The sequence below is a fragment of the Pseudochrobactrum kiredjianiae genome (assembly GCF_030362795.1).
In the GTDB taxonomy this organism is placed as follows: Bacteria; Pseudomonadota; Alphaproteobacteria; order Rhizobiales; family Rhizobiaceae; genus Pseudochrobactrum; species Pseudochrobactrum kiredjianiae.
On the sequence record NZ_JAUCBM010000001.1, the window covers coordinates 434,329 to 461,267 of the forward strand.

The window sequence follows — 26,939 nt, forward strand, 5'->3', positions numbered from 1 at the left end:
GTAAAAAGACAAAAGACGAGTAAGGAATACCTGATGGATGATATGAGTCAGGATGATCACCTTGCCATCGGCAGTGATCCTTCGCTTCTTCTGGTTGATGATGATAAACCGTTTCTGCAGCGGCTCGCACGAGCTATGGAAAGTCGCGGCTTTACAGTGACAACAGCAGACTCCGTTGAGGAGGGCATTGCTGCTGTGAAACTGGCTGCACCGGCCTATGCCGTTGTGGACATGCGTCTTGGTGACGGCAATGGTTTGGACATTATTGAGGCTATTCGCACCAAGCGCGAAGATACCCGCGCAATTGTGCTGACCGGCTACGGCAATATTGCCACTGCGGTCAATGCGGTCAAAATCGGTGCTATTGATTATCTCTCCAAGCCTGCGGATGCGGATGAAGTTTTTGCAGCGCTCACACGCCGTGACGGTGAGAAGATTGCACCGCCGGAAAATCCGATGTCAGCAGATCGGGTGCGCTGGGAGCATATTCAGCGTGTTTATGAAATGTGCGAGCGCAATGTTTCTGAAACCGCACGCCGTTTGAATATGCATCGCCGCACATTGCAGCGTATTCTTGCCAAACGCGCTCCGCGTTAAGGTTTTATGATATGTGCCGGCTGATCAGGTCAGTCGGCATTAGAGCGCCGTGTGCCGGATCGGCACACAAAGGACGCTCTAACACTTTAAAAATTATGCTTACGTGCGTGGCATCGCCACGCCTGCCATTTCCGCGAGTGTCAGCCGGTTAGCACCAATCCTTGCCAGTTGTAATGTCAGAGCCTTGCGTGTGGCTGGTGCAAGTTTGTGTTCTGGCGCATCACGCAGAATTTCCCCGCCATATCCGTCTGAGAGAATAAAACCGCAATCTTCAGGGAAAATGTCGCGCGGGACTTGTTCGTGAGTGGCAAAAAACAACCGGTCGCAATAATTGCGGTAATCCGGCCATTTCTGATCGGCCTTCCAGTCCTCGACCGATGATTTGATTTCTATAATCCAGATTTCGCCTTTGCGGGTCAGACCAATCAGGTCAGCCCGTCTGCCGGAACGCAAAGAAACTTCCGGCAAAACGTGAATATTCAGATCAAGACACAGGCGCTGTACACCACGGCGAACCAGCAAAGCTAATTCTGACTGACGACCGTCTATGAGCGGATGTTGCTGAAAAGGTGAGATAATCGGCATATTTGTCTGTTGTTTCCGGATATTGCTTTTGCAGGCAATATAATTGACTGTCACTTTTGATGGGGACTTATAAAAAAGATAATCATGGTTAATCTTTGGTTAATCATCAGTAATTACTCTCCTGACAACAATCATCACTGCAAAAACGATTTTCTGAGGGGAAAAATGGTGTTCAGAAATGCTCTCTCTGCTGCCGGTTTTATTCTGACACTGGGTTTGGTCGGTTGCTCGACCACGGCACCTTTTCAGACCAGCACAGCATCCTATTCCAGCGTGACTGATGCAAGCTATGTGCTGCCAACTGTTCCTGTTCAGAAAATCGCACCGGAATATCGCCGCCAGCTGGTTAAATACGATACCAAAGAAGCGCCGGGCACGATCATTGTCGATACGCAGAACAAATTTTTGTACCTTGTGGAGCCGGACGGCAAAGCAATGCGTTATGGTATCGGTGTCGGTCGTGAAGGCTTTCAGTGGAAGGGTAGTGCCAAAGTTGCCATGAAGCGGGAATGGCCGACATGGACACCACCTGCGCCGATGATCAAGCGTCAGCCTGAACTGGCGAAATATGCCGGTGGTATGCAGCCTGGTCTGAATAATCCGCTGGGTGCCCGTGCGCTATATTTATATAAAGGCGGACGCGATAGCGGCTATCGTTTGCATGGCACACCGGAATGGTGGTCAATCGGCAAGAATGTTTCTTCCGGCTGCATTCGTCTGATTAATCAGGACATTATAGACTTGCATGACCGCGCCAGTGTTGGCGCCAAGGTTGTCGTGCTTTAATTTCTTATATAATAGAGCATTTCCAGTTTATCCTGACTTATAGGAAATGCTCTATCTTTTTGTTTTTACGCGCATCTTTTCCGAAAAACGGTTCCCACTTTTCGGGATGCGCTCTAGATAACAAAAAAACGCGGCTGTCTCAGCCGCGTTTTTTAATGCCTGATGGAAAAATCAGATAGCTTCGACCTGTAGCACTTCCGGTACGAAATGCTTGAGCAGGTTCTGGATGCCGTGTTTCAGGGTGGCTGTTGAAGACGGACAACCGGCGCAAGCGCCTTTCATGTGCAGATAAACAACGCCGTGCTCAAAACCACGGAAAGTGATATCGCCGCCATCCTGCGCAACGGCAGGGCGAACGCGGGTTTCGATCAGCTCTTTGATGGTTTCAACGATTTCGGCATCAGAGTCAGCGAAGAATTCGCCTTCTGAGTGGTCGTGACCTTTGGCCTGCTCTGTCGCCATCACCGGCGCGCCGGACATCATATGTTCCATGATAGTGCCGAGGATGGCTGGTTTCAGATGCTGCCACTCCGCGCCGTCTTTGCTGACAGTGATGAAATCATAGCCGAAGAAAACGCCGTTGACGCCCGGTACTGCGAAGAGTTTGGCAGCAAGCGGCGAAGTATTGGACGCGCTGTCGGCATCACGGAAATCGGCGGTGCCTTCCGGCATAACCACTTTGCCCGGCAGGAATTTCAAGGTTGCCGGATTTGGTGTGGCTTCAGTCTGGATGAACATAAAAGTCCTCCTTTTGGATATACAAGCTGTGATTGCTCACATGGTGTTTATTGGGGCGGAACACAATGCGACAAATTAAATATTTGAGTCAGGGCTGACATTAGCGGAGGCACGCAGAAAATGAAACTGCTGTCTTTATTAGACTGTGCGGCTCACGCTTAATTGCTGAGACCATCGGAGTGCCTGCGAAGCAGGGCGTTCAGTGTTCTGATTGTGCAGCATTGTGATGTTTGCAGCTGCACCCCGCCAGTCCCTTCTGCTATCATTTATATACGCATAAGGGACTGTGGTTGTATTCAGAGCCGGAATAGGGCTTTACGCAACAGCATCAATGTCTTCGTCAGAGAGATCTGCCGGAATAACCGTAACCGGAACGGGGAATGAGGCACCGCGTCCGGCAATGGACTGTACCAGAGGCCCCGGACCTTCTTTGCCGGAACCGGCAGCCAGTACCAGAATGGCAATATCCTGATCTTCTTCGATCAGGCTATAAATTTCTTCCGTTGTCTGTCCTTCACGCACAATCAGCTCAGGCTCAATGCCGTATTGCTCACGCAATTGTGTGGCATATTTATTGAGCGCTGTTTGCGCACGTTCCAGTGCTTCGGCGCGCATAATATTGCCAACGCCGAGGAATTGCTGAAAATCTGAGGGGTCGATAACGAAAAGCAGTACCAATGCGCCGCCGGTATTTCGAACACGGCGTGAGGCATAAGCAACTGCACGTCCGCATTCGGGCGTTTCATCGATTGAGACTAAAAATTTACGGCGGTGGCCGGCTTCCCGGCTAAGACGTTTTGAAACCATGCGCGGGAATTTGCCACTCAATGGGCGATACTGCAAGATGACAATTTTGTGGCGGCGCGAAAATTTAACAATTTGGCCGGAAAGAAATATCTGCCTTTATTCATCCGGATTTGGCAGTCGTTGCGGAGAAAACCGCATTTATCTTGTCTTTTCAGATGTTTCATGTTCGAAAGAGACAGCGAACTTTCTGCATATTGGCCGTTCCATCTTGCTGTGCAGTCGAATGATTTTTTATGTGCAACAGAGTTTTAATCGGCTTCAAACCGGTCTCCGGTTGCAGCATGTAAGGCAAATTTCAAAATGACCAAGACTTATGGCAAGCTGGCTTCACGCGTTTACGAATTGGATAAGCCGGTCGGGCGCTCTTTCGGTGATGTGGAATTCTATCTCGAACGCCTGAAATCTGTCGCAGGCCCCATGCTTGAACCGGCTACAGGCAATGGCCGTATGCTGGTGCCACTGGCACAGGCAGGCCATAGTGTCAGCGGTTTTGATCTGTCGCCCGAAATGCTTGCTTTATGCAAAGCCAATTGCGCGCAATATGGTGTGGAAGCTGAACTGAGTGAGCAGGGGTTCACGACATTCCGCTATGCGCAGAAATTCGCGGCTATTGTACTGCCAGCCGGTTCTTTTCAGCTGCTGACCGATGTTGTTGATGCGATGAGCTTCCTGCGACGCAGCAAAGAGGCGCTGACACCGAACGGAAAATTGCTGCTGGATATTTCCGTTACCGGTGGTTTTATGGATCATGCACCGCGTGCGCGTCATTGGCAGGATGGCGAGGATTTGCTGACCTTGCAGGAAATGCGCACCGCAACGGACTATGCCAGACAGCTGGTGACATCGCAGCTGCGCTATGAACTGTGGCGCAACACGCAACTGGTAGAGACAGAGATGGAACTGTTTTCATTGCGCTGGTGGGGAATGTTCGAGCTGGAGCTGGCACTGCGGGAGGCAGGCTTTACGCAAATCAAAATCTTTGGTGATTATCAAGCAGATAGTCTTGATACAGGTTCGGTCAGCACACTGACTTTTGAAGCGCAATAGAAAACAGACAATAAAAAAGGCAGGGAATTCCCTGCCTTTTTAATGTTCGGATTAGACTCTGTTAGTTCTGCAGAAAGCCGACAATATCACGCACATTGTGCATGGTTTCTTCGGCAATCACGGAGGCGCGTTCGCCACCATCACGCAGAACACCATCAATATAGGCCGGATCATTCACCAGACGACGCATTTCCTGCGTAATCGGTGAGAGTTGCGCGACGGCGAGTTCAGCAAGCGATGCTTTGAATTCAGAGAATTGCTTGCCGCCGAAATCACGCAATACGGCTGCCTTGTCCGTGTTTGTCAGTGCCGCAAAAATGCCGATCAGATTATCCGCTTCCGGACGACCTTCCAGTCCTTCCACTTCTGAAGGAATGGCATCGGCATCGGTCTTCGCCTTACGGATCTTCTTGGTGATGGTTTCTTCATCATCAATCAGATTGATACGCGACAGGTCAGACGGATCGGATTTCGACATTTTCTTGGTGCCGTCACGCAGCGACATGATGCGCATGGCAGGGCCGGAAATCATCGGTTCGGTCAGCGGGAAGAAGCCCGAAACTGTTTCATCGCCAACAGCCATTTCCACGCCGATGCCGAGCGAGGCAATGCGGTCGGAATAGTCATTGTTGAATTTCTGCGCGATGTCGCGTGTCAGCTCAAGATGCTGTTTCTGATCGTCGCCAACCGGCACATGGGTGGCGCGATAAAGCAGAACGTCAGCGGCCATCAGGCTCGGATAAGCCAGCAGACCAAGCGAAGCATTTTCGCGATCTTTACCGGCTTTATCTTTGAACTGCGTCATGCGGTTCATCCAGCCGACACGTGCAATACAATTGAACACCCAGGCAAGTTCCGCATGTTGTCTTACGCGGCTCTGATTGAAGACAATGCTCTTTTTCGGATCAAGACCGGCAGCCAGATAGGCCGCTGTAAGTTCACGTGTGGAGCTCAAAAGCTCTGCGGGATCCGGCAAGATCGTCAGGGCATGCATATCCACGACGCAATAGATGCACTCTTTTTCATCCTGCAAGGCGACCCAACGCTTTAATGCGCCAAGATAATTGCCGAGGTGAAGATTGCCGGTTGGTTGTGCGCCGGAGAAAATCCGTTCTTTAAAGGTGTTCATTTTAGTCAATCCTGAAGCTGGTGGAGAGCCGTTCGAGCGCGATTATCGTGCTTTCGTATATTGATAATCAAATTGCTCTGGGGTTGCTTTTAAGGTCGGCATATGTGGTTTGGACGCATGCTGCCGATCTTTGGCGAAAAAATATCCGGAAGGCAGGTGTGTAATCCTGTCTTCCGGATGCGCTATTACTGCCAGAGTGCGGAAGTGCAATCAAGTGCAATTTATTAGTCTGTTTTGGCAGGTGCTTGTTTTTTACGGCCGCGCATATTGCCTTTGACAGAGGAGAGGCTGGCACCGCCAATGGCAAAAACAGTTGCGAAATAAACAATCATACTGCCGGTGACGAGCAGACCGAGCGTGGTTGCCTGAATGGCAAAACCGGCCTGTCTGCTTAAGTAAAACTCCAGATAATCAGAGGCGAAATACAAAGCGGCTGCCATGATAGCGGCGGCAATAATCATTCGTGGAATACGGCGGATCAGACCGGCATCATAATCCCAATGCTTACGCCAGATCAGTAAAACGAACAACAGTATAGCATTGACCCAGCCTGCTGTGATTTCCGCCGTGGCAATACCGGATGGGCCGAAATGCGGGAACAGTGTCAGTGCCAATGCCACATTCACCACCACCGAAATACCGGCGAAAATCATCGGTGTACGTGTGTCTTCACGGGCAAAAAATCCCGGAAGAAAGGCTTTAATCAGCACAAAGGCAGGCAGGCCAAGACCGTAGACAGCCAAAATCTGCGACACAATCAGAGTGGATTCAGGACCGAACTTTCCACGCTCAAAGAGCAGGCGCACCAGCGGCTCGGAGAAAACCAGCAAAGCTGCCGCCGCAGGCAGAGTCAGAAACAGTGTGAATTCGACGGAGCGGTTTTGTAAGTTGCCTGCCTCTTTCAGATCGCCGCTGCGTAGTGCGCGTGCCAATTCCGGTAGTAAAACAGTGGCAACGGCAATACCAACCACACCAAGTGGCAATTGATAAAACCGGTCGGCATAGACGAGGGAAGACACCGCACCATCAGAGCTTGAAGCAATATTGGTATTGATCAGCAGATTGATCTGGGTGATGCCGCCGGTAATAGCGGCAGGCAGTGCCAGTACCAGAAGGCGGCGGACATTGGGGGTCAGTTTAGGCCGACGAAAGCCGATTTTAATACCGGCACGGCGCACGGCAAACCAGACGATCCCCAGTTGCACCACACCCGCCGCCATAACACCCCATGACAGCGCATAACCGATTTGCAGCGGATCATAATTCTGCATCCATGCAAGGATCAGCGCACCAATCAGAATGAAGTTCAGAAACACCGGTGCAATCGCCGCTGCAAAATATTTATGTAGGCTGTTAAGCATGCCGCCCATCATCGCCGCCAGTGACATACAGGCAAGATAGGGGAACATGATCATCGCCAGACTGACCGTATTCTCAAATTTCACCGGATCATCGGTGAAGCCCGGCGCAATCACTGTGCTGACCAGAAACGGCATGGAGAGTTCCATGGCGATGGTCAGACCGAGCAGAATGGTAAATAGCACGCCGAAGACTTCTTCGGAAAAGCGTTTTGCCCCATCCATGCCGTTTTTCTCAATCTCTTTGGCAAAGAGCGGTACGAACGCGGTATTAAACGCGCCTTCGGCGAACAGACGGCGAAAAGTATTCGGGAAGCGGAAAGCCGTGTTGAACGCATCGGCGACCGGGCCTGTGCCGAGAAAAGCCGCCATCAGCATTTCACGGGTAAAACCGAAAATTCTGCTCATCAGCGTGCCGGAAGCAACAGTTGCGAATTTTTTCAGCAGGCTCATGAACGGGTCTCTTTGAAATGGAATGATGATCAGAAGGTACAGCTTTGTCTTAAACTTGTTCAGACAGGTATTTCGCGCAGTTTCTTCTGGTCGCCATTTTTGGTGTCTGACGCTCTGCTATCACTCCCGTTCTTTTCAAACAAGCTGAGGAGACGTTTCTGTATCGTTGTCTGTTTGGTTGGTGCGGTGACCTTTTGCCCGTCGAGACCGGTGACGTAGAAAGTATCAATGACTTTTTCACCGAAAGTTGTGATATGTGCCGAGGCAATATTCAGGGAAAGATCGGAGATTGCATTGGTGATTTCCGATAACAGACCGGTACGGTCGAGCCCTTTGACTTCAATCACCGTGAATTTTTCTGACAAGGTATTGTTGATATTCACGCGCGGCGTAACCTGAAATGCGCGGGCGGAGCGGCGTGATTTTGCCCTTCTGGCCAGCACTTCCGGCAGATGGGTTTTGCCGGTCAGCACATCTTCAATCAGTTGACCGACGCGGGCAGCACGGCGCATTTCATCGTCATTGGTGTCAAATTCACGGCTGATCAGAATGGTATCCAGTGCCCGCCCGTCGGTGGTGGTGAAGATCTGCGCATCAACAATATTGGCACCGGCAGCCGAACAGGCACCGGCAATAATGGAGAGCAGACGCGGGTGATCAGGAGACAGGATTGTCAGCTCGGTCACGGCTTCAAACTCATGCGGGCGAGCCAGAATATTGAGGATTTTTCCGGCTTCGTCGCTGGCGCGGATGAAATCGGCATGGCGCTTCTGGTCTTCCTGCGGCACAGTCAGCAGATAATTATTATAATGCAGGGAGAGCAGGCGATTGCGCGTTTGCTCCGGCCAGTCGCTGAGCTGCTCTGCCAGCTGGGCGCGTGCCTGATTGCTGCGTTCAGTCTGGCTCACTTCCGAGAAACCGCCGGTCAGAAGCAGTTCTGTTTCATGATAGAGGGTGCGCAATAACTGGCCTTTCCAGCCATTCCAGACACCGGGGCCAACGGCTTTAATATCGCAAATTGTCACCAGTAATAGCAGTTTCAATCGCTCGGTGGTTTGCACAATTGCTGCAAAGTCAGCAATGGTTTTGCGGTCATTGAGGTCACGCGATTGTGCTACTTTGCTCATGGTCAGATGTTCCTGCACCAGCCACGCTACCAGTTCGGTTTCCTGCTGGTTCAGGCCAAAGCGCGGACATAATTTGCGGGCGATTTTGGCGCCCGCTGTGGAATGATCTTCCGGTCTGCCTTTGGCAATATCGTGCAGCAGCAATGTCACATAAAGCAGATGCCGGTCATTTTTCAGCGTCGGCAACAGACTATGGGCAAGCGGATGCTCGTTCTTCAGTGTCTCATGTTCAATCTCGGACATGATGGCAATGCAACGCAGCAAATGTTCATCAACCGTATAATGATGATACATATTGAACTGCATCATCGCGACGATCTTGCCGAAATCCGGAATAAATTGCCCCAAAACACCGGACTCATTCATGCGGCGCAGGGTGCGTTCCGGGGAGCGTGGTGAGGCGACAATTTCCAGAAACAGCCGGTTGGCTTCTTTGTCATTGCGCACATCGCTTTTGATCAGTTTCAGCGAGCGGCTGACACGCTGAATGACATGCGGGTGATATTGCAGCCCGTGTTTATCGGCGAGATAAAACAGCCGGATCAGATTAACCGGATCGCGCTGAAATACCTCATCATCGGCAATATTGATACGGTTATGATCGAGAATGAAATCTGTACTGCCGGCAATTTTGCGCTTTTTTCGCGTCAGTGTGGAATAGATCTGGCCGGTGCCTGGTGTTTCTTTGAACTGCTCTTCTTCCAGTGCCGCACTGATGATGCGGGTCAGGTCGCCGACATCTTTTGCCACCAGAAAATAATGCTTCATGAAGCGTTCAACGCCGGTTTGTCCCGGATGATCCGTATAGCCGAGGCGCGTGGCAATCTCGCGCTGAATGTCGAAAGACAAACGCTCTTCCGCTTTGCCGCACAGAAAATGCATATGGCAGCGCACTGCCCAGAGAAAGTCGTCGGCCTTGCTGAACAGTTTTGCTTCGCTGCGCGAAAAGACACTGCGTTTGATCAGTTCTTCGGTGGAGTGGACACGGTAGATATATTTGGCAATCCAGAACAGCGTTTGCAGGTCACGCTGCCCGCCTTTGCTTTCTTTCACATTCGGCTCGACCAGATAACGGGTGGAGCCAGCCTTCTTGTGGCGGATATCACGCTCAATCAGCTTGGCTTGCACAAACTCTGCACCGCTGTCCGCGACAATCTCCTGATCGAAACGCGTGGTCAGTTCACTGTAAAGTTCCCGACTGCCGGTGAGAAAACGTGCCTCCAGCAGTGAGGTACGGATGGTCATATCCTCGCGTGACAGGCGGATAGCCTCATCAATATTGCGTGTGGAATGACCAACTTTCAGCCCCATATCCCAGAGCATATAGAGCATATATTCCACAACCTGCTCGCCCCACGGGGTTTGCTTGTAGGGAAGCAGAAACAGCAGATCGATATCGGAACCCGGTGCCAGCCCGCCGCGACCATAGCCGCCGACAGCTATAATCGCTAGGTTTTCAGCTTTTGACGGGTTAATTGCCGGATAGATATGCGCGACAGTGAAATCATGGAGCGCGATAATCAGCTGATCCATCAGCCCGCTGAGCCGTCGGGCGCAGAGAATGCCGCCGCCATCTTCCAGCAGCATATTTTCCGCACGGGCTTTGCCGTCTTTCCATGCGGATTTAAGAGTTTTCAAAACCTGATTGCGCGTTTGCTCTTTGGAAATTGCCGTTGAGGCGCGTGTCAGATCTTCCAGCAGAGGCTGTTTGTCGATGATGCGGTCGAGATGAAGATCAGAGTGACGCATGGTTCGAAATTCCGTCAAAGCAATAATGTAGGCAATGGCCAAAATTGAGCATGGTTTACAGGTGAGCGCAACCGTATGTGCAGATGAAAGCATTTTCGAGCCAAAAGTGTGAAGCGGTTTTGCGTAGGATAATGCGTAGAAAAAAAGATAGAGCGGTTTCAATATTCAATCGTAAATGGAACCGCTCTATGCCTGAAACAAGAAAAGCCGGAGAGTGCTCCGGCCTTTCTTACGTCATTATTTGCGGATCAGTTGGTTGCGGCATAGGCGGTGAAGGCCGCCATATTCACAATGTCGGAATCCTTGGCGCTCAGCGGCACAATCTGTACGGCTTTGTCCAGACCGGTGAGGAGCGGGCCGATCAGTGTGGCACCGCCCAGTTCCTGCAACATATCGGCAGCAATGGAAGCCGCATGATAATCCGGCATCACCAGCACATTGGCAGGGCCAGTCAGGCGGGTGAACGGATAGGCTTCCATCAGTTTGCCGTTAAGGGCAACTTCCGCGCTCATCTCACCGTCGAACTCAAAATCGACATGGCGTTTTTCGAGAATACGAACGGCTTCCTGAATATTCTCAGAGCGCGCACCGGACATATGACCGAAGGTAGAATAAGCCAGCATGGCAACACGCGGCACATAGCCCATGCGGCGTGCCACATTGGCAGCTTCCACTGCGATATCGGCCAGTTCTTCTGCTGACGGCTGCTCATGCACTGCAGTATCCGCGATGAACACTGTCCGGCCACGGCACAGAGCCAGCGACACGCCGATCATTCGATGACCCGGCTTCACATCAATCACGCGACGCACATCTTCAATGCTGGTCGCATAATTGCGGGTAATACCGGTGACCATGCCGTCGGCATCGCCCATAGCGACCATGCAGGCAGCAAAATGGTTGCGGTCATTATTGATCATGCGCTGGCAATCGCGGAACAAATAGCCTTTGCGCTGCAGCTTCTCATAGAGATGATCGGCATATTCCGAAGTGCGTTTGGACAAGCGGGCATTGGTAATTTCAATGCCAAGTTTAGCAAGATCGATGCCAGCCTGATCGGCAGTTTCAAGGATACGGTCTTCGCGTCCCAGCAGGATAGCCTTGCCAAGTCCCTGATTAGCAAAAGAAACCGCAGCGCGAATGACTTGCGGCTCTTCACCTTCCGCAAACAATACGCGTTTGGTGTGACGGCGGATACGGTCGTTAATGCCGGACATCGCCGAGGCGATCGGATCGCGGCGTGCAGACAGGGAGCGCGCATAGGCCTCCAGATCTTCGATCGGTTTACCGGCAACACCGCTGTCCATCGCAGCTTTAGCAACAGCCACCGGAATGGTGGAGAGCAGGCGCGGATCAAATGGTACAGGGATAATGTAATTCGGGCCGAAGCGCGGGCGGTTGCCCTGATAGGCGGCAGCCACATCATCCGGCACATCGGTGCGTGCCAGCTCAGCCAGTGCATTGGCAGCGGCAACCTTCATCGCATCATTGATGGTGGTGGCGCGAACATCCAGCGCACCGCGGAAAATATACGGGAAGCCGAGAACATTGTTGACCTGGTTCGGATAGTCGGACCGGCCGGTAGCAACAATCGCATCCGAGCGGATGGCGGCGACTTCTTCCGGTGTGATTTCCGGATCAGGATTGGCCATCGCAAAGATAATCGGATTATCAGCCATGGAGCGAACCATATCGTCTGTCAGTGCGCCTTTGGCAGAAACACCGAAGAAAATATCCGCGCCTTCCATAGCTTCCGCCAATGAGCGCTTGTCGGTTTTAACCGCATGGGCAGACTTCCACTGGTTCATACCCTCAGTGCGACCCTGCCAGACCACACCTTTGGTGTCGCAGAGGACAACATTTTCTGAGGCAAAGCCCATGGCTTTAACGAGTTCGATACAGGCAATACCGGCAGCACCGGCGCCGTTACAAACCATTTTGGTGGTTTTCAGATCGCGGCCGGTAAGGTGCAGAGCATTGAGCATACCGGCAGCAGCAATAATCGCAGTACCGTGCTGATCGTCGTGGAAAACCGGAATATTCATCAGCTCGCGCAGGCGGCTTTCAATGACGAAACATTCCGGTGCTTTGATATCTTCCAGATTGATGCCGCCGAAGCTCGGGCCGAGATAGCGCACAGAATTGATGAATTCTTCTACATCGGTGGTATCAACTTCCAGATCGATGGAGTCGACATCGGCAAAGCGCTTGAACAGTACGGATTTGCCTTCCATCACCGGCTTGGAAGCCAGCGCGCCGAGATTGCCAAGACCCAAAATTGCTGTGCCATTGGTGATGACGGCGACCATATTCCCTTTAGATGTATAGTCATAGGCTTTGGCAGGGTCTTCCGCGATTGCCTTAACCGGTACAGCCACACCCGGAGAATAGGCCAGCGACAGATCGCGCTGCGTTGCCATTGGTTTGGTCGGAGTAATTTCCAGTTTGCCCGGACGTCCGCGCGAGTGAAAATCCAGCGCTTCCTGTTCAGTCAGGGACGGGCCCTTTCCTGTCTGTGGCTTATGGGTGGTCTTGTCGATGGTCATTGACCCCTCCGATCTTACTGCGGGGCGGTTACCGGCTTTTGCAAGCGTTAACCGTCATAATATATTGAAGCATCCTTTCGGATGGTTGGGCAGTGTGTTTATCTCAAGTCGTTCTGTTTGGGTAGCGCAATATTTGAAAAGATTCCGGTGTTTAAAGACAATATTCGTATAATATCTGCATTCCGGTGAAAATCACGGGGATATAAGCATCTGGCTGCTTCACAGGGCTTTGCACAAGGCTTTAAACTGACAACAGAATTTTGAAAAATTATTTCAGGAACGTGTGTATTCCCTATGACGCAGCATGAAACAGCTCCCAAAACATCCGAACTCGCTGACGAGCCGCAGAGCACTTATGATGCGGGTCTGAATGCGCGTCCGACACCGATGATGGAACAATATATCGAGATCAAGGCGGCCTATCCGGACAGCCTTTTGTTCTATCGTATGGGCGATTTTTACGAGCTGTTTTTTAATGATGCGGTTGAGGCGTCAGAGGCTCTGGGTATCACGCTGACCAAGCGCGGCAAGCATCTGGGTGAAGATATTCCGATGTGTGGCGTGCCGGTGCATGCCGCAGATGATTATCTGCAACGCCTGATCGGCAAAGGCTTTCGCGTGGCCGTCTGTGAACAGGTGGAAGATCCGGCGGAAGCGAAAAAGCGCGGTTCCAAATCGGTGGTCAAACGCGATGTGATCCGTCTGGTTACACCGGGCACGATTACGGAAGAAAAGCTGCTCGATCCGGCGCGTGCTAACTTTTTGATGATTTTAGGCCGTGTGCGTAGCCCACAAATGGGAAGTGGTGTGCGTGGTGCGGAAGAGGGCAGGCTGGCACTGGCATGGATTGATATTTCTACCGGCCAGTTCCGGATGACGGAAACTACACCGGAAAAACTCTATGCCGATATTATGCGTGTTGATCCGAGCGAGTTGATCGTGCCGGAAACAGCTTTTCAGGATCCGCAAATTCGGCCGACATTGGACTTGCTCGGGCGTATTGTTATGCCGCAGCATCCGAGCCTGTTCGAAAGCTCAACCGCTGAAGAGCGCATCAAGCGCTATTACGGTGTGGCGACACTGGATGGTTTCGGTGAGTTCAACCGCACGGAACTGTCTGCGATTTCCGGTGCGATTGCTTATCTGGAAAAAACCCAGATTGCCGAACGTCCGCCGCTCATGCGCCCTGAACGTGAAACAGACGGCTCATCATTGTTTATTGATCCGGCAACCCGTGCCAGTCTGGAATTGATGCGCACGCTCTCCGGTAATCGTGAAGGCTCCCTGCTGAAAGCTGTTGATCGTACTGTTACCGGTGCCGGTGCGCGTTTGCTGGCTGAGCGTTTGACAGCACCGCTCACCGATCCGGAGCAAATTGCTGCAAGACAGGATTCGGTCGCGTTTTTCTTAAGCGAAACGTCATTGGCGCAGGGGCTGCGCGCAGCTTTGCGTGGTGTGCCGGATATGCCGCGCGCTTTGTCGCGCCTCGCAGTCGGACGCGGCGGTCCGCGTGATCTTGGTGCATTGCATGCCGGTTTTCAGGCGGCACATCTGGTGCGCCAGCTCTTTCAGGGCAAAGATCTGCCGGCAGAATTGGCACATGCCTGCCAGTCCATTCTCGCGCTGCCGGAAGATTATGCGCAATTGCTTGATCTGACTTTGGCGGAAGAACTGCCATTGCTGAAACGGGATGGCGGTTTTATCCGTACCGGCTATCATGTTGAGCTTGATGAAATGCGTGAGTTACGCGATCAGTCGCGCCGTGTTATCGCCGGACTTCAGGCTGATTACATGGAAGAGACCGGTGTCAAATCGCTCAAGATCAAGCATAATAATGTGCTTGGCTACTTCATTGAAGTCACCGCCAATAATGCCGGTGCATTGACGGACACGGATGAAGCCAAAGCCCGGTTTATCCATCGTCAGACTATGGCCAGCGCCATGCGCTTTACCACCACGGAACTGGCTGAACTTGAAACAAAAATCGCCAATGCCGCAGATCGTGCGCTGTCGATTGAACTGGCGACTTTTGAAAACCTGATCCGTCATACGGTTGAAAATGCCGATGCTATCCGTGCCGGTGCCGCCGCCCTTGGCGTCATGGATGTGTCGGCAGCATTGAGTGTGTTGGCGGATGAGCAGGGCTATTGCCGCCCAAGAGTCGATAATAGTCTGAATTTTGCTATTGATGGTGGCCGCCATCCGGTGGTTGAGCAAGCGCTGAAAAAACAGGCTGCTAATCCGTTTGTGGCCAATGATTGTGATCTGTCGCCGGAGGGGACACAGAAATTTGGTGCGATCTGGCTTTTGACCGGTCCGAACATGGGCGGTAAATCGACCTTCTTGCGCCAGAATGCACTGATCGCCATTCTTGCCCAGATGGGTTCCTATGTTCCGGCATCCTCTGCCTATATCGGGATTGTTGATCGTCTGTTCAGCCGTGTCGGTGCATCAGATGATCTGGCACGTGGCCGCTCCACCTTTATGGTGGAAATGGTTGAAACAGCAGCCATTCTCAATCTGGCCGGTGAGCGTTCGCTGGTTATTCTCGATGAGATCGGCCGTGGCACCGCGACCTTTGACGGCCTGTCGATTGCCTGGGCGAGTGTGGAATATCTGCATGAGAAAAACCGCTGCCGTGCTTTGTTCGCCACGCACTTCCATGAAATGACGGCGCTGTCCGAGAGGCTGGCACGGCTTGCCAATGTCACTATGCGGGTGAAAGAATGGGAAGGCGATGTCGTGTTCCTGCATGAGGTGGCCAAAGGCGCTGCTGACCGTTCCTATGGTGTACAGGTTGCCCGTCTTGCCGGTCTGCCGGATGCGGTGGTTGAGCGGGCGCGTGATGTGCTGCATCGCTTAGAGGAGGGGGAAACCTCCGGCAAAGCCGAGAAGATCATTGATGATCTGCCGCTTTTCGCCGTTGTGGCCAAGCCGCGTGAGGTGCCTAAACCTGCGCAGGATAGTGCTTTGCTAACTGCGGTGCATGAGATCAATCCTGATGATCTGACACCACGCGAGGCACTGGAAGCCTTGTACCGGCTGAAGGCCGTAGCGCAAAAATAGGCGCATAATAACAAACCGCCGGATGATGAAATCCGGCGGCTCTTTTAGACAGGTTAGAGCGGCGTGTGCCCTCTTTAGTGCTGCACAAGATAGCTTTAATGCTTTGTATTTACAGCGTAATTTTACCTTTAACTGATTCAAGTTTAAGGAATTGTGCTGTAGATTTTATTACACAAAACGGTCAGCTTCAGCGCCGTAATAATTGATGTAGCGGCTGGAAATGCGCTCAACCGGCAGAATAATCAGTACATCGGTTGTGCCGAACTGATGGTCAACCACAGCGCCGTCACCGATCATTGCACCGAGGCGCAAATACCCTTTAATCAGCGGCGGCATCGAAAACAGCGCCACTTTCGGATTGATTGCTTCCTGTGGTGCAATATCCATTGAGCGATAATGCTGTTCAAGCGCGCGAACATCCCACTCCGCATCGGCACGGCAATGATGATGCAGGAAGGAAAGTGGTACAGCATGCGCTTCCGGCACAGTGCCGTGGAAGGAAGCACAGCCGAACATCACTTCAATCTTGTGCTGGCGGCAATAGGACCAGATGCCCTGCCACAACAATTCAACTGTGCGCTTGGAACGATATTCCGGCTTCACGCAGGAGCGGCCAAGTTCCAGAAATTGCAAGTGAGGCTTACGCGCTGTCAGCTTGGTGATTTCATATTCACCGGCTGAATAAAATGAGCGGCCTTCTGTAATCATATCGCTGCGCATCAGGCGATAGGTGCCGACAAGCTGAGCCGCTTCATCACCGGCAATCGATGTATCGTAAACAACAAGATGATCGCAGATCGCGTCATAATGATCGCTGTCACGTTCTTCGAGCACGGTGTTTTGGGATTTCTGCGCGCCAAGCTCAGTATAGAAAACATCATAGCGCAGTTTTTGAGCGATGCGGATTGTTTCCGGATTATCGGCAATCCGTACAATCAGACTGCCCATGCGGCCGAGTATCTGTCCGGTGAGTGAAGACAAGCCGGAATCAGCCAGAATTGCGCTTATTTCAAGCGTATCAGGAGGTGTCTGCTTCATTTGTGTATCATGCGCGGTTTCTGAAACAATTCCAAGAGCCTGTTGCAAGATATATCCTCCGCCGGATTCAACTGTCTTAGAGCGCCGTGCGCCCTCTTGGGCGCTACACAAGGTCGCTCTAACATTTTATATTTACAGCGTAATTTTACCTTAAACTGCTTCAGGTTTAAGGAATTCTGCTGTTGTTTATCTGCTGCCGCTTTTATGCGCAGCCTCATCCTGTTTGGCTGTAGCATAGATAATATCTGCGTCAGGTATGTGACATAAAACGGAATATAAGGGAATGATGAATTAGAGGGAATAATAAATGCGCTGTTGTTATTTATAGGAGCGGGATTTCTTTCTCTTAGAGCGCCGTGTGCCATACTTGGCACACAAAGGTCGCTCTAACACTTTAAAATGAGAGCATAATTTCACCTTAAACTGATCCAAGTTTATGGAATTATGCTCTAGCCCGCAGAACGGGACTTCCTCCCTTCAACCAGCGGAGCGGGACTTCTTCCCCTCAACCTGCAGAGCGGGATTTTCTCCATTGAACAAGTTCATCAAGAATAATCAGTGCTGCACCGGTGCTGATATAAACATCGGCCATATTGAAGACCGCAAATGACCAGCTTGGTAGATGGAACAGGATATAATCCACCACATAACCGAGCAGGCTACGGTCAATCAGATTGCCCAGTGCACCGCCGATAATCAATGCAAACCCAATCCGGCTGATGACCCGTTCCGGCGCGGTTGTCCACCACAAATAGGAGACGAAGCCGATCACGGCAACTGTCATCGCCACCAGTCCGCCGTCATGCAGCCATGACAGCATTGAGAAGGCGATGCCCTCATTATGCGTGCGATAAAGCGCCAAAAACGGCAGCAGATCAATCTGCTGATTATAGTCCATGCCGCTCTCAACCAGAAATTTGATATACTGGTCTGAGGTGACTGCAAAAACGATAATCAGAACAGACCAGAGAGTGGCACGTTGGGACATAGGGGCTTAAACTCCTGCAACCGTAATTTTAGCGATCATCCAGAACCAGAGCGTCACGGCGGATTTCATAGAGCATAACGCCTGTGGCAATAGCAAGATTAAGCGAATCCGCACGGCCAATCTGAGGAATACGTGCCAAATGCGAACAAATTGCAGCGAGATCATCAGGTAATCCCTGCTGCTCATTCCCCATCATCAGCATCACCGGCTGTTTGTTATAAGGAATGGTACGATAATCAACGGCACCTTTCAGATGCGTGCCGACCAGCACGCCCTTATAGGATTTGCGCCAGTTGATGAATTCTTCATGGCGGGCACGGTAAAGCGGAACCGCAAAAACGGAACCCATAGTCGCGCGCACAGTTTCCATGGAATACGGATCAGTACAATCGCCGATCAGAATGATGCCTTTGGCGCCAACTGCATCAGCGGTGCGGATGATGGTGCCGAGATTGCCGGGATCGCGCACCCGGTCAAGGGCGATATAGGTATCATTACCCTGTGGGCGTAAGCTGTCCAGCGTTTCAAAGCGCTGGTCGAAAACACCTGCAACCATTTGCGGATTGTCTTTACGGGTGATGGCTGCAATGACTTTTTCCGAAGCTTCCAGCACAAGTCCGCCACCGGCTTTGGTGCGGGCTGCGACTTTCTCGACTAGCGGATTGCCTTTGCCGGCTTTGGAAAAAACCAGAGTACGGATGCGCCAGCCTTGCTCAATCGCATCGATCACCAGTTTCAGACCTTCAGCCAGAAACACGCCCTGCTGGTCGCGATATTTCTTCATCGACAGAGCACGCAGATCTTTAACGATCGGATTGGTCAGGCTGGTGACTTCCTTGACGCTGCCGGTGCGCGGCGTATCTTTGCGGGAAAAATCATTGTTGTGGGTCATGAATTGGCAATCCAGCGGGAAAACATGGAAGTGGAAAGCGCACGCTCGGCAGAGCGTTCACGCAGGATGAGTTCGCCTGATTCAATGACACCGCCGCGACCGGTAAAACGGTCACGCATCAGCTCATGAATAGCAAAGAAAGAGGCACGGATTGAATAGGCTGTGAGGACGACGCTGAGAGCATCCGGCGAGAGAATGGCACGGCACATATCGACCATCTGCGGCAGATTATCGAACAACTGCCAAACTTCGCCATTCGGACCACGACCATAGGCAGGCGGGTCGAGCAGAATAATGTCATAGGTATTGCCGCGACGCTCTTCACGCGCCACAAATTTGGTTGCATCTTCGCAAATCCAGCGGATCGGCTTGTCATCAAGACCAGCCAGTGCCTGATTTTCACGCGCCCAGTTAATCGCTTTCTTAGATGCATCGACATGGGTGACTTCTGCACCTGCATGGGCAGCAATCAATGAGGCAACGCCGGTATAGCCGAACAGGTTCAGGACGCGCACGGAACGGTTGACCTGCTTTTTACGGGCATCACGAACCTGCTGCGCCATGAAAGCCCAGTGTGCGGCCTGTTCAGGAAACACGCCGACATGGCGAAATGAGGTGAAGCGACCGAAAAAGCGCACGTCCTGTAGCGCCATTGGCCAGGTTTCACCCAATTGCTGTTTCGGGAACTGCCAGCGACCCATGCCCTCTTCATCGGTATTACCGGTGAAAACGGCATCGGCTTTATCCCATTCGCTTTGCGGCCATGCAGGCTGCCAGATCGCTTGCGCTTCAGGGCGGATGATACGGTAAGGGCCGTATTGTTCAAGCTTGAGGCTGTTGCCGCTATCGAGCAGCGCGTAATCTTCACTCGGACTGGTCTCAAGAATAACCGGCAGATTTTGTTGTGGCCGTTCACCAGTCAGTTTCAGGAGCGGGCGCTGGGCAATAGCAGGCTCGGCGCTCACTTTTTTCGGTGCAGCCGGAGCCGTATTTTCAAAACTTGCAGAATTTTGTTCGGTTTTAGCAAATTTAGGGCGTGGTTTTTTAAAGCCCTGCATCGGTGCAGCTGCTGCGGATTTACGATTGTCGCGCTGTGCTGCCGGTTTTCCGGCCAATTTTCCGGCCAGCTTCGCTGAGGAACCATTGCGTGGTTTGGCTGCTTTTCCTTTTGGCGATTTCACCCTGTCTGCTCCGGAAACTGTTAAATTGAAGATATTATAGCATCAGATGGTGCAATATTTTCTGTTTCGTAGAGCATGGCAGCCTTTTGGGAAAGCTGAATTTAAACGCCAGTGCATAATTTTAAAGTGTTAGAGCACCATGTGCCAAGTTTGGCACATGGTGCTCTAGTGTCTTATAAATGTATCTTTGCCTTGAAAAACTGCATGGATTAAAGCATTTCCAGCAAAAGTGCGAAGCGGTTTTGCGTCGGATAATGCGATAAAAATAAAGAGATAGAGCGGTTCCAACGGTTCACTCTTAACTGGAACCGCTCTAAAACTTTTACAGGGCAACAGAACAGGCGGGATCAGCCCTGTTGTTTCAAGCTCTTTTCATAGACCATGATACCGGCGGCGAGGTCTTCCATCGCGGCACCGACGGATTTAAACAGTGTAATATCCTGATCGCTTTCACGGCCTTTGACCGTTCCGCGTGCCAGATCAAACAGATCGCCGAGAACATGATCCGGCTGAATAATACCATCACGAAGCGGCTGTGTAATGTCGCCGCCCTCTTGCCGCGCACCGGCTTTGGTGTCGACAAAAACGCGCGAGCGCAGAACGGCCTCATCATCACTTTCACGCATAGCAGGGGTGTAAGCGCCCACCAGATCAATATGGGTGCCCGGGCGTAAATGTTTCCCGTGAATCAATGGCTTAGTGGATAAAGTACCGGCAGCGACAATATCCGCCTGCTCAATGGCGGCAGTGTGATCTTCTGCAATATAGGCATTGTAACCTTCATCGCGCAGTTCTTTGATTGTTGTTTCAGCACGCTGCGGATTACGCACGCAAAGAGCAATATCGGTAATCGGACGCACGGAGCTATGCGCACGAACAAGATTGGTGGAAACAGCACCGGCTCCCATAATAACAAGACGGGACGCATCTTCGCGGGCAAGATAACGGGCAGCCAAAGCCGAGGCTGCGGCTGTGCGCCAACGGGTCAGACTTTGTCCGTCGATCAGGGCTTTCGGTTCGCCGGTAATGCCATCGAGTAACAGATAGACCCCCATAACGGCCGGTTTGTTAATCAAACCGTTATCAGGGGAGACGGTAACAATTTTTACCCCCATATAGCCTTGTGACGGATCATTGAGCTTATGAAAATCAGACCATGCCGGCATCAGGAGCAGCATGGATGGTGTACCTTCAGGGCGCTCAACCGGATGATGGTGGCGCACCGGCTGGATCATACCGTTACGGAAAGCGCTGTCCAGCGCATCGACCAGTTCCGGCCATGTCATCAGCTTGTCAACGGCAGCAGCGGAAATATTCAGCATGTTTTATCAGACCTTTATGATACCACGCATCGTCTCCTACAATGCATAGGCACTGGTTTTATTCGCAGTGGTGCGGCAATCTACGCGAAGCGTAAACCGCCACGAGCAGATGAAACAAGGGCTGATCTGTATGAAGTTAATGAAAAAAACGGATCACATAAGTCTTGTCCGCATGACCGTTGCGGAGAATTTCTTAAGATAGCGAAGATGCTGATGGCAGCGCTTTTGCTTCGGCCTGCTTGGCGCGGGTTAAAAGCGCATCCGCTTCCGCTTTACGCTTGCGTGCCAATTTGCGGTGCCGCCCTTGTGTAAACCAGATCAGTAATCCGCCGATAATAATGCCTGCGAGCAATGCGCCAAGCACCCAGAGGAACAGCGGCGCTGTATAGGTCAAGGCAGGATTGCCGGGATTAAACGGGTCAAGTGTAACGCTGACTGCACCACGATTGGCGACTGACAAAACAATCAGGATGACTGCAACAGGCAGAGCAATAAGAAGTGTCAGAAGACGGTTGGTCATAATTCAATCCGTGTTTTGGAACGGCACTAAAGAATGCCGCGCTCAAATGGTATCATTTGAGCTACCGCAAACATGCGACAATCAAAAAACCAGAGCGCCGTGTGCCATGCTTGGCACATAAAACTCGCTCTAACACATTAAAATTAGAGCATAATTCCTTAAACTGATCTAAGTTTAAGGAATTATGCTTTAGAGCGAGCGCTACGACTTCGATTAAACGCGACACGCTCTTGATAAGCATATCTTTGCTATCAGGCATAATTGTGCCCGATAGCAAAAGTGCTGATTGGTATTGCTGCATCATTTAACAAGACGGTGACGCAGTTTTTAAACTTTAGTCATTGCCGTTATTGAGGCGGTCACGCAATTCTTTGCCGGTTTTGAAAAATGGAACCCATTTTTCTTCAACGTCAACTGATTCACCCGTGCGCGGATTGCGTCCGTTGCGGGCAGGGCGGTTTTTCACGGAAAATGCGCCGAAGCCGCGGAGCTCAACGCGGTTTCCTTCCGCCAAGGCTTCAGTAATTTCATCAAAAACTGCGCCGACAATATTTTCCACGTCACGCTGGAAAAGATGCGGATTGCGGCTGGCGATGATCTGCACGAGTTCAGATTTAATCACTGCGTTCGACCTCTCTGCAATATTAGCGTCAAACCTGACTGTCAGAAACAGACCGGTGCGCTTCCGGTTTTGATATACTGCACATCTTAATCCATAATCGTTTCATGGCTTTAAGGATGCGCCCTAAAAGAAATACTCTCAGAACCTGTATGCGAACTGCCTCGGACTAACCAGAGGCAGCTTATTATGAGTAATATAGTTAAACTAGCAATGTTTTATAGCATAACTATCTGAAAAATACGCGCTATCCTTAACGGAGGCTGCATTTTTCGGGGATTATTGCGGTTTTTCTCCGTTGCCACCGTGCCAAACTGAGAGCATGCCGTCAAGAAAGATACGCTGACCGATCTGTTCATTAAATAACGCGCTGCCCTGATCTGACAAGCCCATGTTTCGCAACAATAATTTCATTGCGGCAGATGAGAGGAGGTCATTATAAGGCGAAGTTTCCGCTTTCCATTCAATAACCGGCAGTTCTTTGTCGATTCCTTTGGTGGCGAGCCATGCAATGGAGGTCTCCTGATCGCCGAGCGCATCAATCAATTTGTGCTGCAAAGCCTGGCGTCCGGTATAGACAGAGCCATTGGTGAGTGCCGGTAAATTATCTGCTGGTATCATCGGGCGGCGTTCTTTCACCAATCCAACAAACCAGTCATAAGTGTCTTTGACCGTATTATCGATCATCGCCTTGGCTTCATCACTGGCTGGCGAGAAGAAATTCGGCTCGGCTTTCAGTGGGCTGGATTTGATGGTTTCAAACTTTACACCAATTTTATCGAGCAAGCCGCTGATATCAGGATATTGAAACAACACGCCGATCGAGCCGATCATTGAGGTTTTATGGGCAATCACATGATCGGAGGCGATGGCAATCATATAGCCGGCAGAGGCCGCTAAGGTGCCGACCTGTGAAACAACTGGTTTTTTATCCGCAATCTTGCGCACCGCATCATAAATCACTTCGCCGCCGGTGGTTGTGCCGCCTGGAGAGCTGATATCGAGAATGACGCCTTTGACCATATCGCTCTCTGCGACATCTTTGAGACGTTTCAAAAGCTCTTCATTGTTATAAATGGTGCCGGTGATAGAAATTTTCGCTATATGAGCAATATTGCGGGAAGGTTTGCTGCCGTTGATGTAGAGGGCTGCGAAGAGTATTATTGCTGCAAGCAAGAGCAATGTAACAACGCGCCAAAATGTCAGCTTACGGCGGATTCGACGACGTTCGAGCACTGCATCGGCAGTATAAGTCATGAGATATGTCCGTTCCTGGGCTTATTTGAAGTCTTTATAGATTGTATAGGCTGAATTTGCTTTGAAGGCGAAATGAAAATCCGGGAGAAGATCTGAAGCTGGTATTGTCAGGTCTTTATACCTCATGTCATGAAAAAGTGATCTGAGTTAAGCCTCCGGAATACGGAATCGCTGGATTTCAGCTTGTTTTGGACGCAGTGTGATCCCATTTATACCACACTAAAAAGCGATTTGAGCGCACTGTATTGAATAGTCGGGCATTTCACTAGAGCGCATTCCGAAAAGTGCGAAGCGGTTTTCGGGCTAAAAGGCGCGTAAAAACAAAAGATAAAGCGCATTCCGAAAAGTGCGAAGCGGTTTTCGGAGTAAGATGGGCGTATAATCAAATTGATGGAGCATTTCCAATAATTCAAATTAAGTGGAAATGTTCTAAACAATATTAATACCTTACGTATAGGCAGCTGGCAAATTGCCGGTTTAGGAGTTTTGGACTGTGTCAGACCATAAGATGGTTTTCGGAGCATCACAAAAAAGTACGGCTGTGTTTCATGCTGCAAAGCGACACAGCATACGTGTGCGCGTGTTAAAAACTGCTCTGCCGGTTGTTGCACTTGCCGTGGCTGCCGTATTCTCGTGGTACACATTTTTGGCTGCACCGGCTTCCACTGTCAAAGTGGAACTTGATCCGTCCGAAAGCGGTAAGCTGGTTATGACCGGTCCGCAGTTGAAGGGCTATACAAAAGATAAGCGACCGTTTTCGATGGTTGCTGAGCGTGCGGTACAGGATGCCAAGCAAAGTGGTGTGGTTGCTCTGGAAGGAATCAAAGCACAATTACCTGTCGGCGATAAAGATAGTGCAGAGATTGATGCAGTTTCCGGTGTCTACGACAGTAATAATGGCCGTCTGCAATTTGATGATGCTTTTACTGTCAAGACCACAGATGGCATGGAAGCCAAGCTCGGCTCTGCCAGCGTGAATATGTCGAGTGGCGAAATGTCGACGGATAAGCCGGTCGATATCCGCACCGAGAATGCTCATATCCGCGCGAATAAAATGCGGATTGAGGAAAGCGGTAAAGTGATGGTGTTCGAAAGCGATGTTCACCTGACGATTGAGCCAGTAAAAGAAACGGCCTCTGCTGTGAAAAAAGGCAGCTGACCGGATATTTTCGGCAGTGGCGGAAGTCGTTGTAACAGCGTATTCTGCCATACTGAGATCGGGGCAGGCAGACGTGGCGCTTTGACGGTGTTAAACAGGATGTGATGGCTGTTTGCGTTTCAGCAATGGCGATTTACACCAATAAGTAATACCCCTGTTATAGGGTTCGCTGACAGATTCAGTAGATTCCGTCAGGATATATGAACCGGCAATAACAATATGTTCAAAAGTTTGTTGTGTTATTCTGAAACTTGCGATTTATAACAAGGGTGCTTTTCGAGGGAATGAAGATGATGCAGCAACAGGCATGCAGCGGGCTGATCACCGGCTCACAGAATAAAGTTTCGGGCAAATTTGCGCTGCGTTCCGCAGGCGTCAAAAACTTTGCTGTCCTTTTTATGTCTGCTTTGCTGGCGCTGCCTTTGAGCATGACCGCTGCACAGGCTCAGCAGGGTGTTCCTCTTGATGGCTTGAAGCTTTCTGACAGCAAAGACCCTGTTTCGATTGATGCAGGCAAGATGGAAGTGCGCGATAAAGAAGGTATTATTATTCTGACGGGCAATGTCTCGGTCAAGCAGGGTGATATTGTTTTGCGCGCTGGTCGTATGCAGGTTTACACCGCAAAATCAAAAGACAGTGGTGATAAAGCCAAGGGCGGTATCGGCGGTTTAAGCGGTTCCGGTCTGAATGCCGGTGGCATTGACAAGATTGTTGTCGACGAAAAAGTCTATCTGAAATCAGGTACACAGGTCGCTACCGGTGATGCCGGTACTTATGATGCTAAAGCACAGACTATGGTGTTGACCGGTAAAAAAGTTGTGTTGTCAGATGGCGATAATATTGCATCAGGTTGTAAATTGACTGCCAATACCCAAAGCGGCAAAGCATTTCTGGAAAGCTGCAAAGGCGAGTCCGGTCGTGTTTCGATCATTTTGTCACCAAAAGATAATTAAAAGTTGAAGCCTTTCAGCGGACTTCATCTGATGAGGACTGCTGACAGGTTTAAGAACTGACGAATTTCATTTTGCTGTGTTGCGATACCTGCACCGGCGCTGAGTAACTGGTCTGGATCGCTATTGTCCTCTTCAAAAGCAAACACCGTTCAAGCTTCCGATAATAGTGCTGCCGCAGATGATATCGCTGCCGGTATGCAGCCGCAGGCCGTCGGTGAGGAAGGGCAACGTCCGCCGCAGGAGTTGTCACGCCTCAAAGGCACGCTGGTTGCCCGTGGTATCAGTAAAAGCTATCGCGGCCGCCAGGTCGTAAACGGTGTATCCTTTGGCGTGCGTGCTGGTGAAGCTGTTGGTATTCTGGGGCCGAACGGTGCCGGTAAAACCACTTGTTTCTATATGGTGACCGGTCTGGTGCCGGTTGATAGCGGAACGATTGAGATCGACGGTTTTGATGTAACATCAATGCCGATGTATCGTCGCTCACGGCTTGGCATTGGTTATTTGCCGCAGGAAGCTTCGATTTTCCGTGGTCTTTCTGTGGAAGATAATATCAAAGCTGTGCTGGAAGTGGTTGAGAAAGATCGCAAAAAGCGTGCGATTGAACTCGACGCCCTTCTGGAAGAGTTTCATATTACACATTTGCGCAAGGCGCAGGCGATTTCACTATCCGGTGGTGAGCGCCGCCGTCTTGAGATTGCCCGTGCACTGGCATCCCGCCCGAATTTCATGTTGCTGGATGAGCCTTTCGCCGGTGTGGATCCGATCGCGGTTGCGGATATTCAGCAGCTCGTGCGTCATCTGACCAGCCGTGGTATCGGTGTGCTGATTACTGACCATAATGTGCGTGAAACATTGGGGCTGATTGACCGCGCCTATATTATTCATGCCGGTCAGGTGCTAACCCATGGTCGTCCGAAAGAAATCGTCGCCAACCCTGATGTGCGCAGGCTGTATCTGGGCGACCAGTTTACGCTTTAAGCTGAAGAATCATCTTATTTTAGGGAGCCGAAAGCTTCCGAACT

Annotated in this window: 22 protein-coding genes; 7 read left to right on the forward strand and 15 right to left on the reverse strand. The window is 51.0% G+C overall.

Translation table 11 applies throughout. The features are described from left to right. The first annotated feature begins 33 nt into the window (after nucleotides 1–33). The gene (locus tag QUF18_RS01975; RefSeq protein ID WP_147245504.1) at nucleotides 34–597 is read left to right on the forward strand and encodes an ActR/PrrA/RegA family redox response regulator transcription factor; all 564 of its coding nucleotides are present in this window, start codon (nucleotides 34–36) and stop codon (nucleotides 595–597) included. A gap of 99 nt (nucleotides 598–696) precedes the next feature. Here the strand turns inward: QUF18_RS01975 and QUF18_RS01980 are convergent, their stop codons facing one another. Beyond that, the gene (locus QUF18_RS01980) at nucleotides 697–1,182 is read right to left on the reverse strand and encodes an MmcB family DNA repair protein (RefSeq protein ID WP_289384779.1); all 486 of its coding nucleotides are present in this window, start codon (nucleotides 1,180–1,182) and stop codon (nucleotides 697–699) included. 165 nt (nucleotides 1,183–1,347) lie between these two features. On the opposite strand from QUF18_RS01980, the gene QUF18_RS01985 reads away from it, so the two are divergent. Next, the gene (locus tag QUF18_RS01985) at nucleotides 1,348–1,968 is read left to right on the forward strand and encodes a L,D-transpeptidase (protein WP_289384781.1); all 621 of its coding nucleotides are present in this window, start codon (nucleotides 1,348–1,350) and stop codon (nucleotides 1,966–1,968) included. A gap of 171 nt (nucleotides 1,969–2,139) precedes the next feature. On the opposite strand, the gene QUF18_RS01990 is transcribed toward QUF18_RS01985, so the two are convergent. Together QUF18_RS01990 and QUF18_RS01995 are read right to left on the reverse strand one after the other, a co-directional pair. Continuing rightward, nucleotides 2,140–2,706, reverse strand: a complete 567-nt coding sequence (locus QUF18_RS01990; protein ID WP_289384783.1) for a NifU family protein — start codon at nucleotides 2,704–2,706, stop codon at nucleotides 2,140–2,142. Between the two features lie 315 nt (nucleotides 2,707–3,021). Continuing rightward, a complete protein-coding gene (locus tag QUF18_RS01995) occupies nucleotides 3,022–3,513 on the reverse strand; it encodes a universal stress protein (RefSeq protein WP_374806467.1) in 492 nt (163 codons plus the stop codon). 300 nt (nucleotides 3,514–3,813) lie between these two features. On the opposite strand from QUF18_RS01995, the gene QUF18_RS02000 reads away from it, so the two are divergent. Further along, nucleotides 3,814–4,560: a class I SAM-dependent methyltransferase gene (locus QUF18_RS02000; protein ID WP_289384787.1), complete on the forward strand. Its 747-nt coding sequence runs from the start codon at nucleotides 3,814–3,816 to the stop codon at nucleotides 4,558–4,560. Nucleotides 4,561–4,621: 61 nt separating this feature from the next. Here QUF18_RS02000 and trpS read toward each other — a convergent pair whose 3' ends face one another. The 4 genes from trpS to QUF18_RS02020 form a co-directional block, all read right to left on the reverse strand. Next, nucleotides 4,622–5,689: a tryptophan--tRNA ligase gene (trpS, locus tag QUF18_RS02005; RefSeq protein ID WP_289384789.1), complete on the reverse strand. Its 1,068-nt coding sequence runs from the start codon at nucleotides 5,687–5,689 to the stop codon at nucleotides 4,622–4,624. A 224-nt stretch (nucleotides 5,690–5,913) separates the two neighbouring features. After that, nucleotides 5,914–7,500 carry a murein biosynthesis integral membrane protein MurJ gene (gene murJ / locus QUF18_RS02010; RefSeq protein WP_289384793.1) on the reverse strand — a complete coding sequence of 529 codons (1,587 nt, stop codon included), beginning with the start codon at nucleotides 7,498–7,500 and terminating at the stop codon, nucleotides 5,914–5,916. A 59-nt stretch (nucleotides 7,501–7,559) separates the two neighbouring features. Further along, nucleotides 7,560–10,376, reverse strand: coding sequence for a [protein-PII] uridylyltransferase (locus tag QUF18_RS02015; protein WP_289384794.1), 2,817 nt, complete (start codon nucleotides 10,374–10,376; stop codon nucleotides 7,560–7,562). 248 nt (nucleotides 10,377–10,624) lie between these two features. Continuing rightward, complete coding sequence (locus tag QUF18_RS02020; RefSeq protein WP_289384795.1) at nucleotides 10,625–12,922, reverse strand: NADP-dependent malic enzyme; 2,298 nt, start codon at nucleotides 12,920–12,922, stop codon at nucleotides 10,625–10,627. 387 nt (nucleotides 12,923–13,309) lie between these two features. On the opposite strand from QUF18_RS02020, the gene mutS reads away from it, so the two are divergent. Further along, on the forward strand, nucleotides 13,310–15,988 hold the full coding sequence (gene mutS / locus QUF18_RS02025; RefSeq protein WP_374806466.1) for a DNA mismatch repair protein MutS: 2,679 nt from the start codon (nucleotides 13,310–13,312) through the stop codon (nucleotides 15,986–15,988). Between the two features lie 168 nt (nucleotides 15,989–16,156). Here mutS and olsB read toward each other — a convergent pair whose 3' ends face one another. From olsB to sppA, 8 genes are all read right to left on the reverse strand, one after another. Beyond that, on the reverse strand, nucleotides 16,157–17,026 hold the full coding sequence (olsB, locus tag QUF18_RS02030; RefSeq protein WP_374806441.1) for a l-ornithine N(alpha)-acyltransferase: 870 nt from the start codon (nucleotides 17,024–17,026) through the stop codon (nucleotides 16,157–16,159). A gap of 505 nt (nucleotides 17,027–17,531) precedes the next feature. Continuing rightward, the gene (gene lspA / locus QUF18_RS02035) at nucleotides 17,532–18,014 is read right to left on the reverse strand and encodes a signal peptidase II (protein WP_289384799.1); all 483 of its coding nucleotides are present in this window, start codon (nucleotides 18,012–18,014) and stop codon (nucleotides 17,532–17,534) included. Between the two features lie 28 nt (nucleotides 18,015–18,042). Further along, entirely contained in the window at nucleotides 18,043–18,906 is an 864-nt protein-coding gene (locus tag QUF18_RS02040) for a TrmH family RNA methyltransferase (protein ID WP_289384800.1), read from the reverse strand. Further along, the gene (locus tag QUF18_RS02045; protein WP_353074475.1) at nucleotides 18,903–20,087 is read right to left on the reverse strand and encodes a class I SAM-dependent methyltransferase; all 1,185 of its coding nucleotides are present in this window, start codon (nucleotides 20,085–20,087) and stop codon (nucleotides 18,903–18,905) included. The genes QUF18_RS02040 and QUF18_RS02045 overlap by 4 nt, the downstream gene beginning before the upstream one ends. A gap of 347 nt (nucleotides 20,088–20,434) precedes the next feature. Beyond that, the gene (gene lhpI, locus QUF18_RS02050) at nucleotides 20,435–21,409 is read right to left on the reverse strand and encodes a bifunctional Delta(1)-pyrroline-2-carboxylate/Delta(1)-piperideine-2-carboxylate reductase (protein ID WP_289384801.1); all 975 of its coding nucleotides are present in this window, start codon (nucleotides 21,407–21,409) and stop codon (nucleotides 20,435–20,437) included. A gap of 193 nt (nucleotides 21,410–21,602) precedes the next feature. Then, nucleotides 21,603–21,932, reverse strand: coding sequence for a lipopolysaccharide assembly protein LapA domain-containing protein (locus tag QUF18_RS02055; protein WP_289386094.1), 330 nt, complete (start codon nucleotides 21,930–21,932; stop codon nucleotides 21,603–21,605). A gap of 331 nt (nucleotides 21,933–22,263) precedes the next feature. Continuing rightward, nucleotides 22,264–22,551 carry an integration host factor subunit beta gene (locus tag QUF18_RS02060; protein ID WP_289384803.1) on the reverse strand — a complete coding sequence of 96 codons (288 nt, stop codon included), beginning with the start codon at nucleotides 22,549–22,551 and terminating at the stop codon, nucleotides 22,264–22,266. A 276-nt stretch (nucleotides 22,552–22,827) separates the two neighbouring features. Next, on the reverse strand, nucleotides 22,828–23,805 hold the full coding sequence (sppA, locus tag QUF18_RS02065) for a signal peptide peptidase SppA (protein ID WP_289384805.1): 978 nt from the start codon (nucleotides 23,803–23,805) through the stop codon (nucleotides 22,828–22,830). Between the two features lie 574 nt (nucleotides 23,806–24,379). Here sppA and lptC point away from each other — a divergent pair. The 3 genes from lptC (at nucleotide 24,380) to lptB (ending at nucleotide 26,895) form a co-directional block, all read left to right on the forward strand. Further along, the gene (lptC, locus tag QUF18_RS02070) at nucleotides 24,380–24,964 is read left to right on the forward strand and encodes an LPS export ABC transporter periplasmic protein LptC (RefSeq protein ID WP_434547411.1); all 585 of its coding nucleotides are present in this window, start codon (nucleotides 24,380–24,382) and stop codon (nucleotides 24,962–24,964) included. Nucleotides 24,965–25,254: 290 nt separating this feature from the next. After that, nucleotides 25,255–25,917, forward strand: coding sequence for an LptA/OstA family protein (locus QUF18_RS02075; protein ID WP_289384807.1), 663 nt, complete (start codon nucleotides 25,255–25,257; stop codon nucleotides 25,915–25,917). A 195-nt stretch (nucleotides 25,918–26,112) separates the two neighbouring features. After that, entirely contained in the window at nucleotides 26,113–26,895 is a 783-nt protein-coding gene (gene lptB / locus QUF18_RS02080) for an LPS export ABC transporter ATP-binding protein (RefSeq protein WP_289386096.1), read from the forward strand. Nucleotides 26,896–26,939 lie beyond the last annotated feature (44 nt).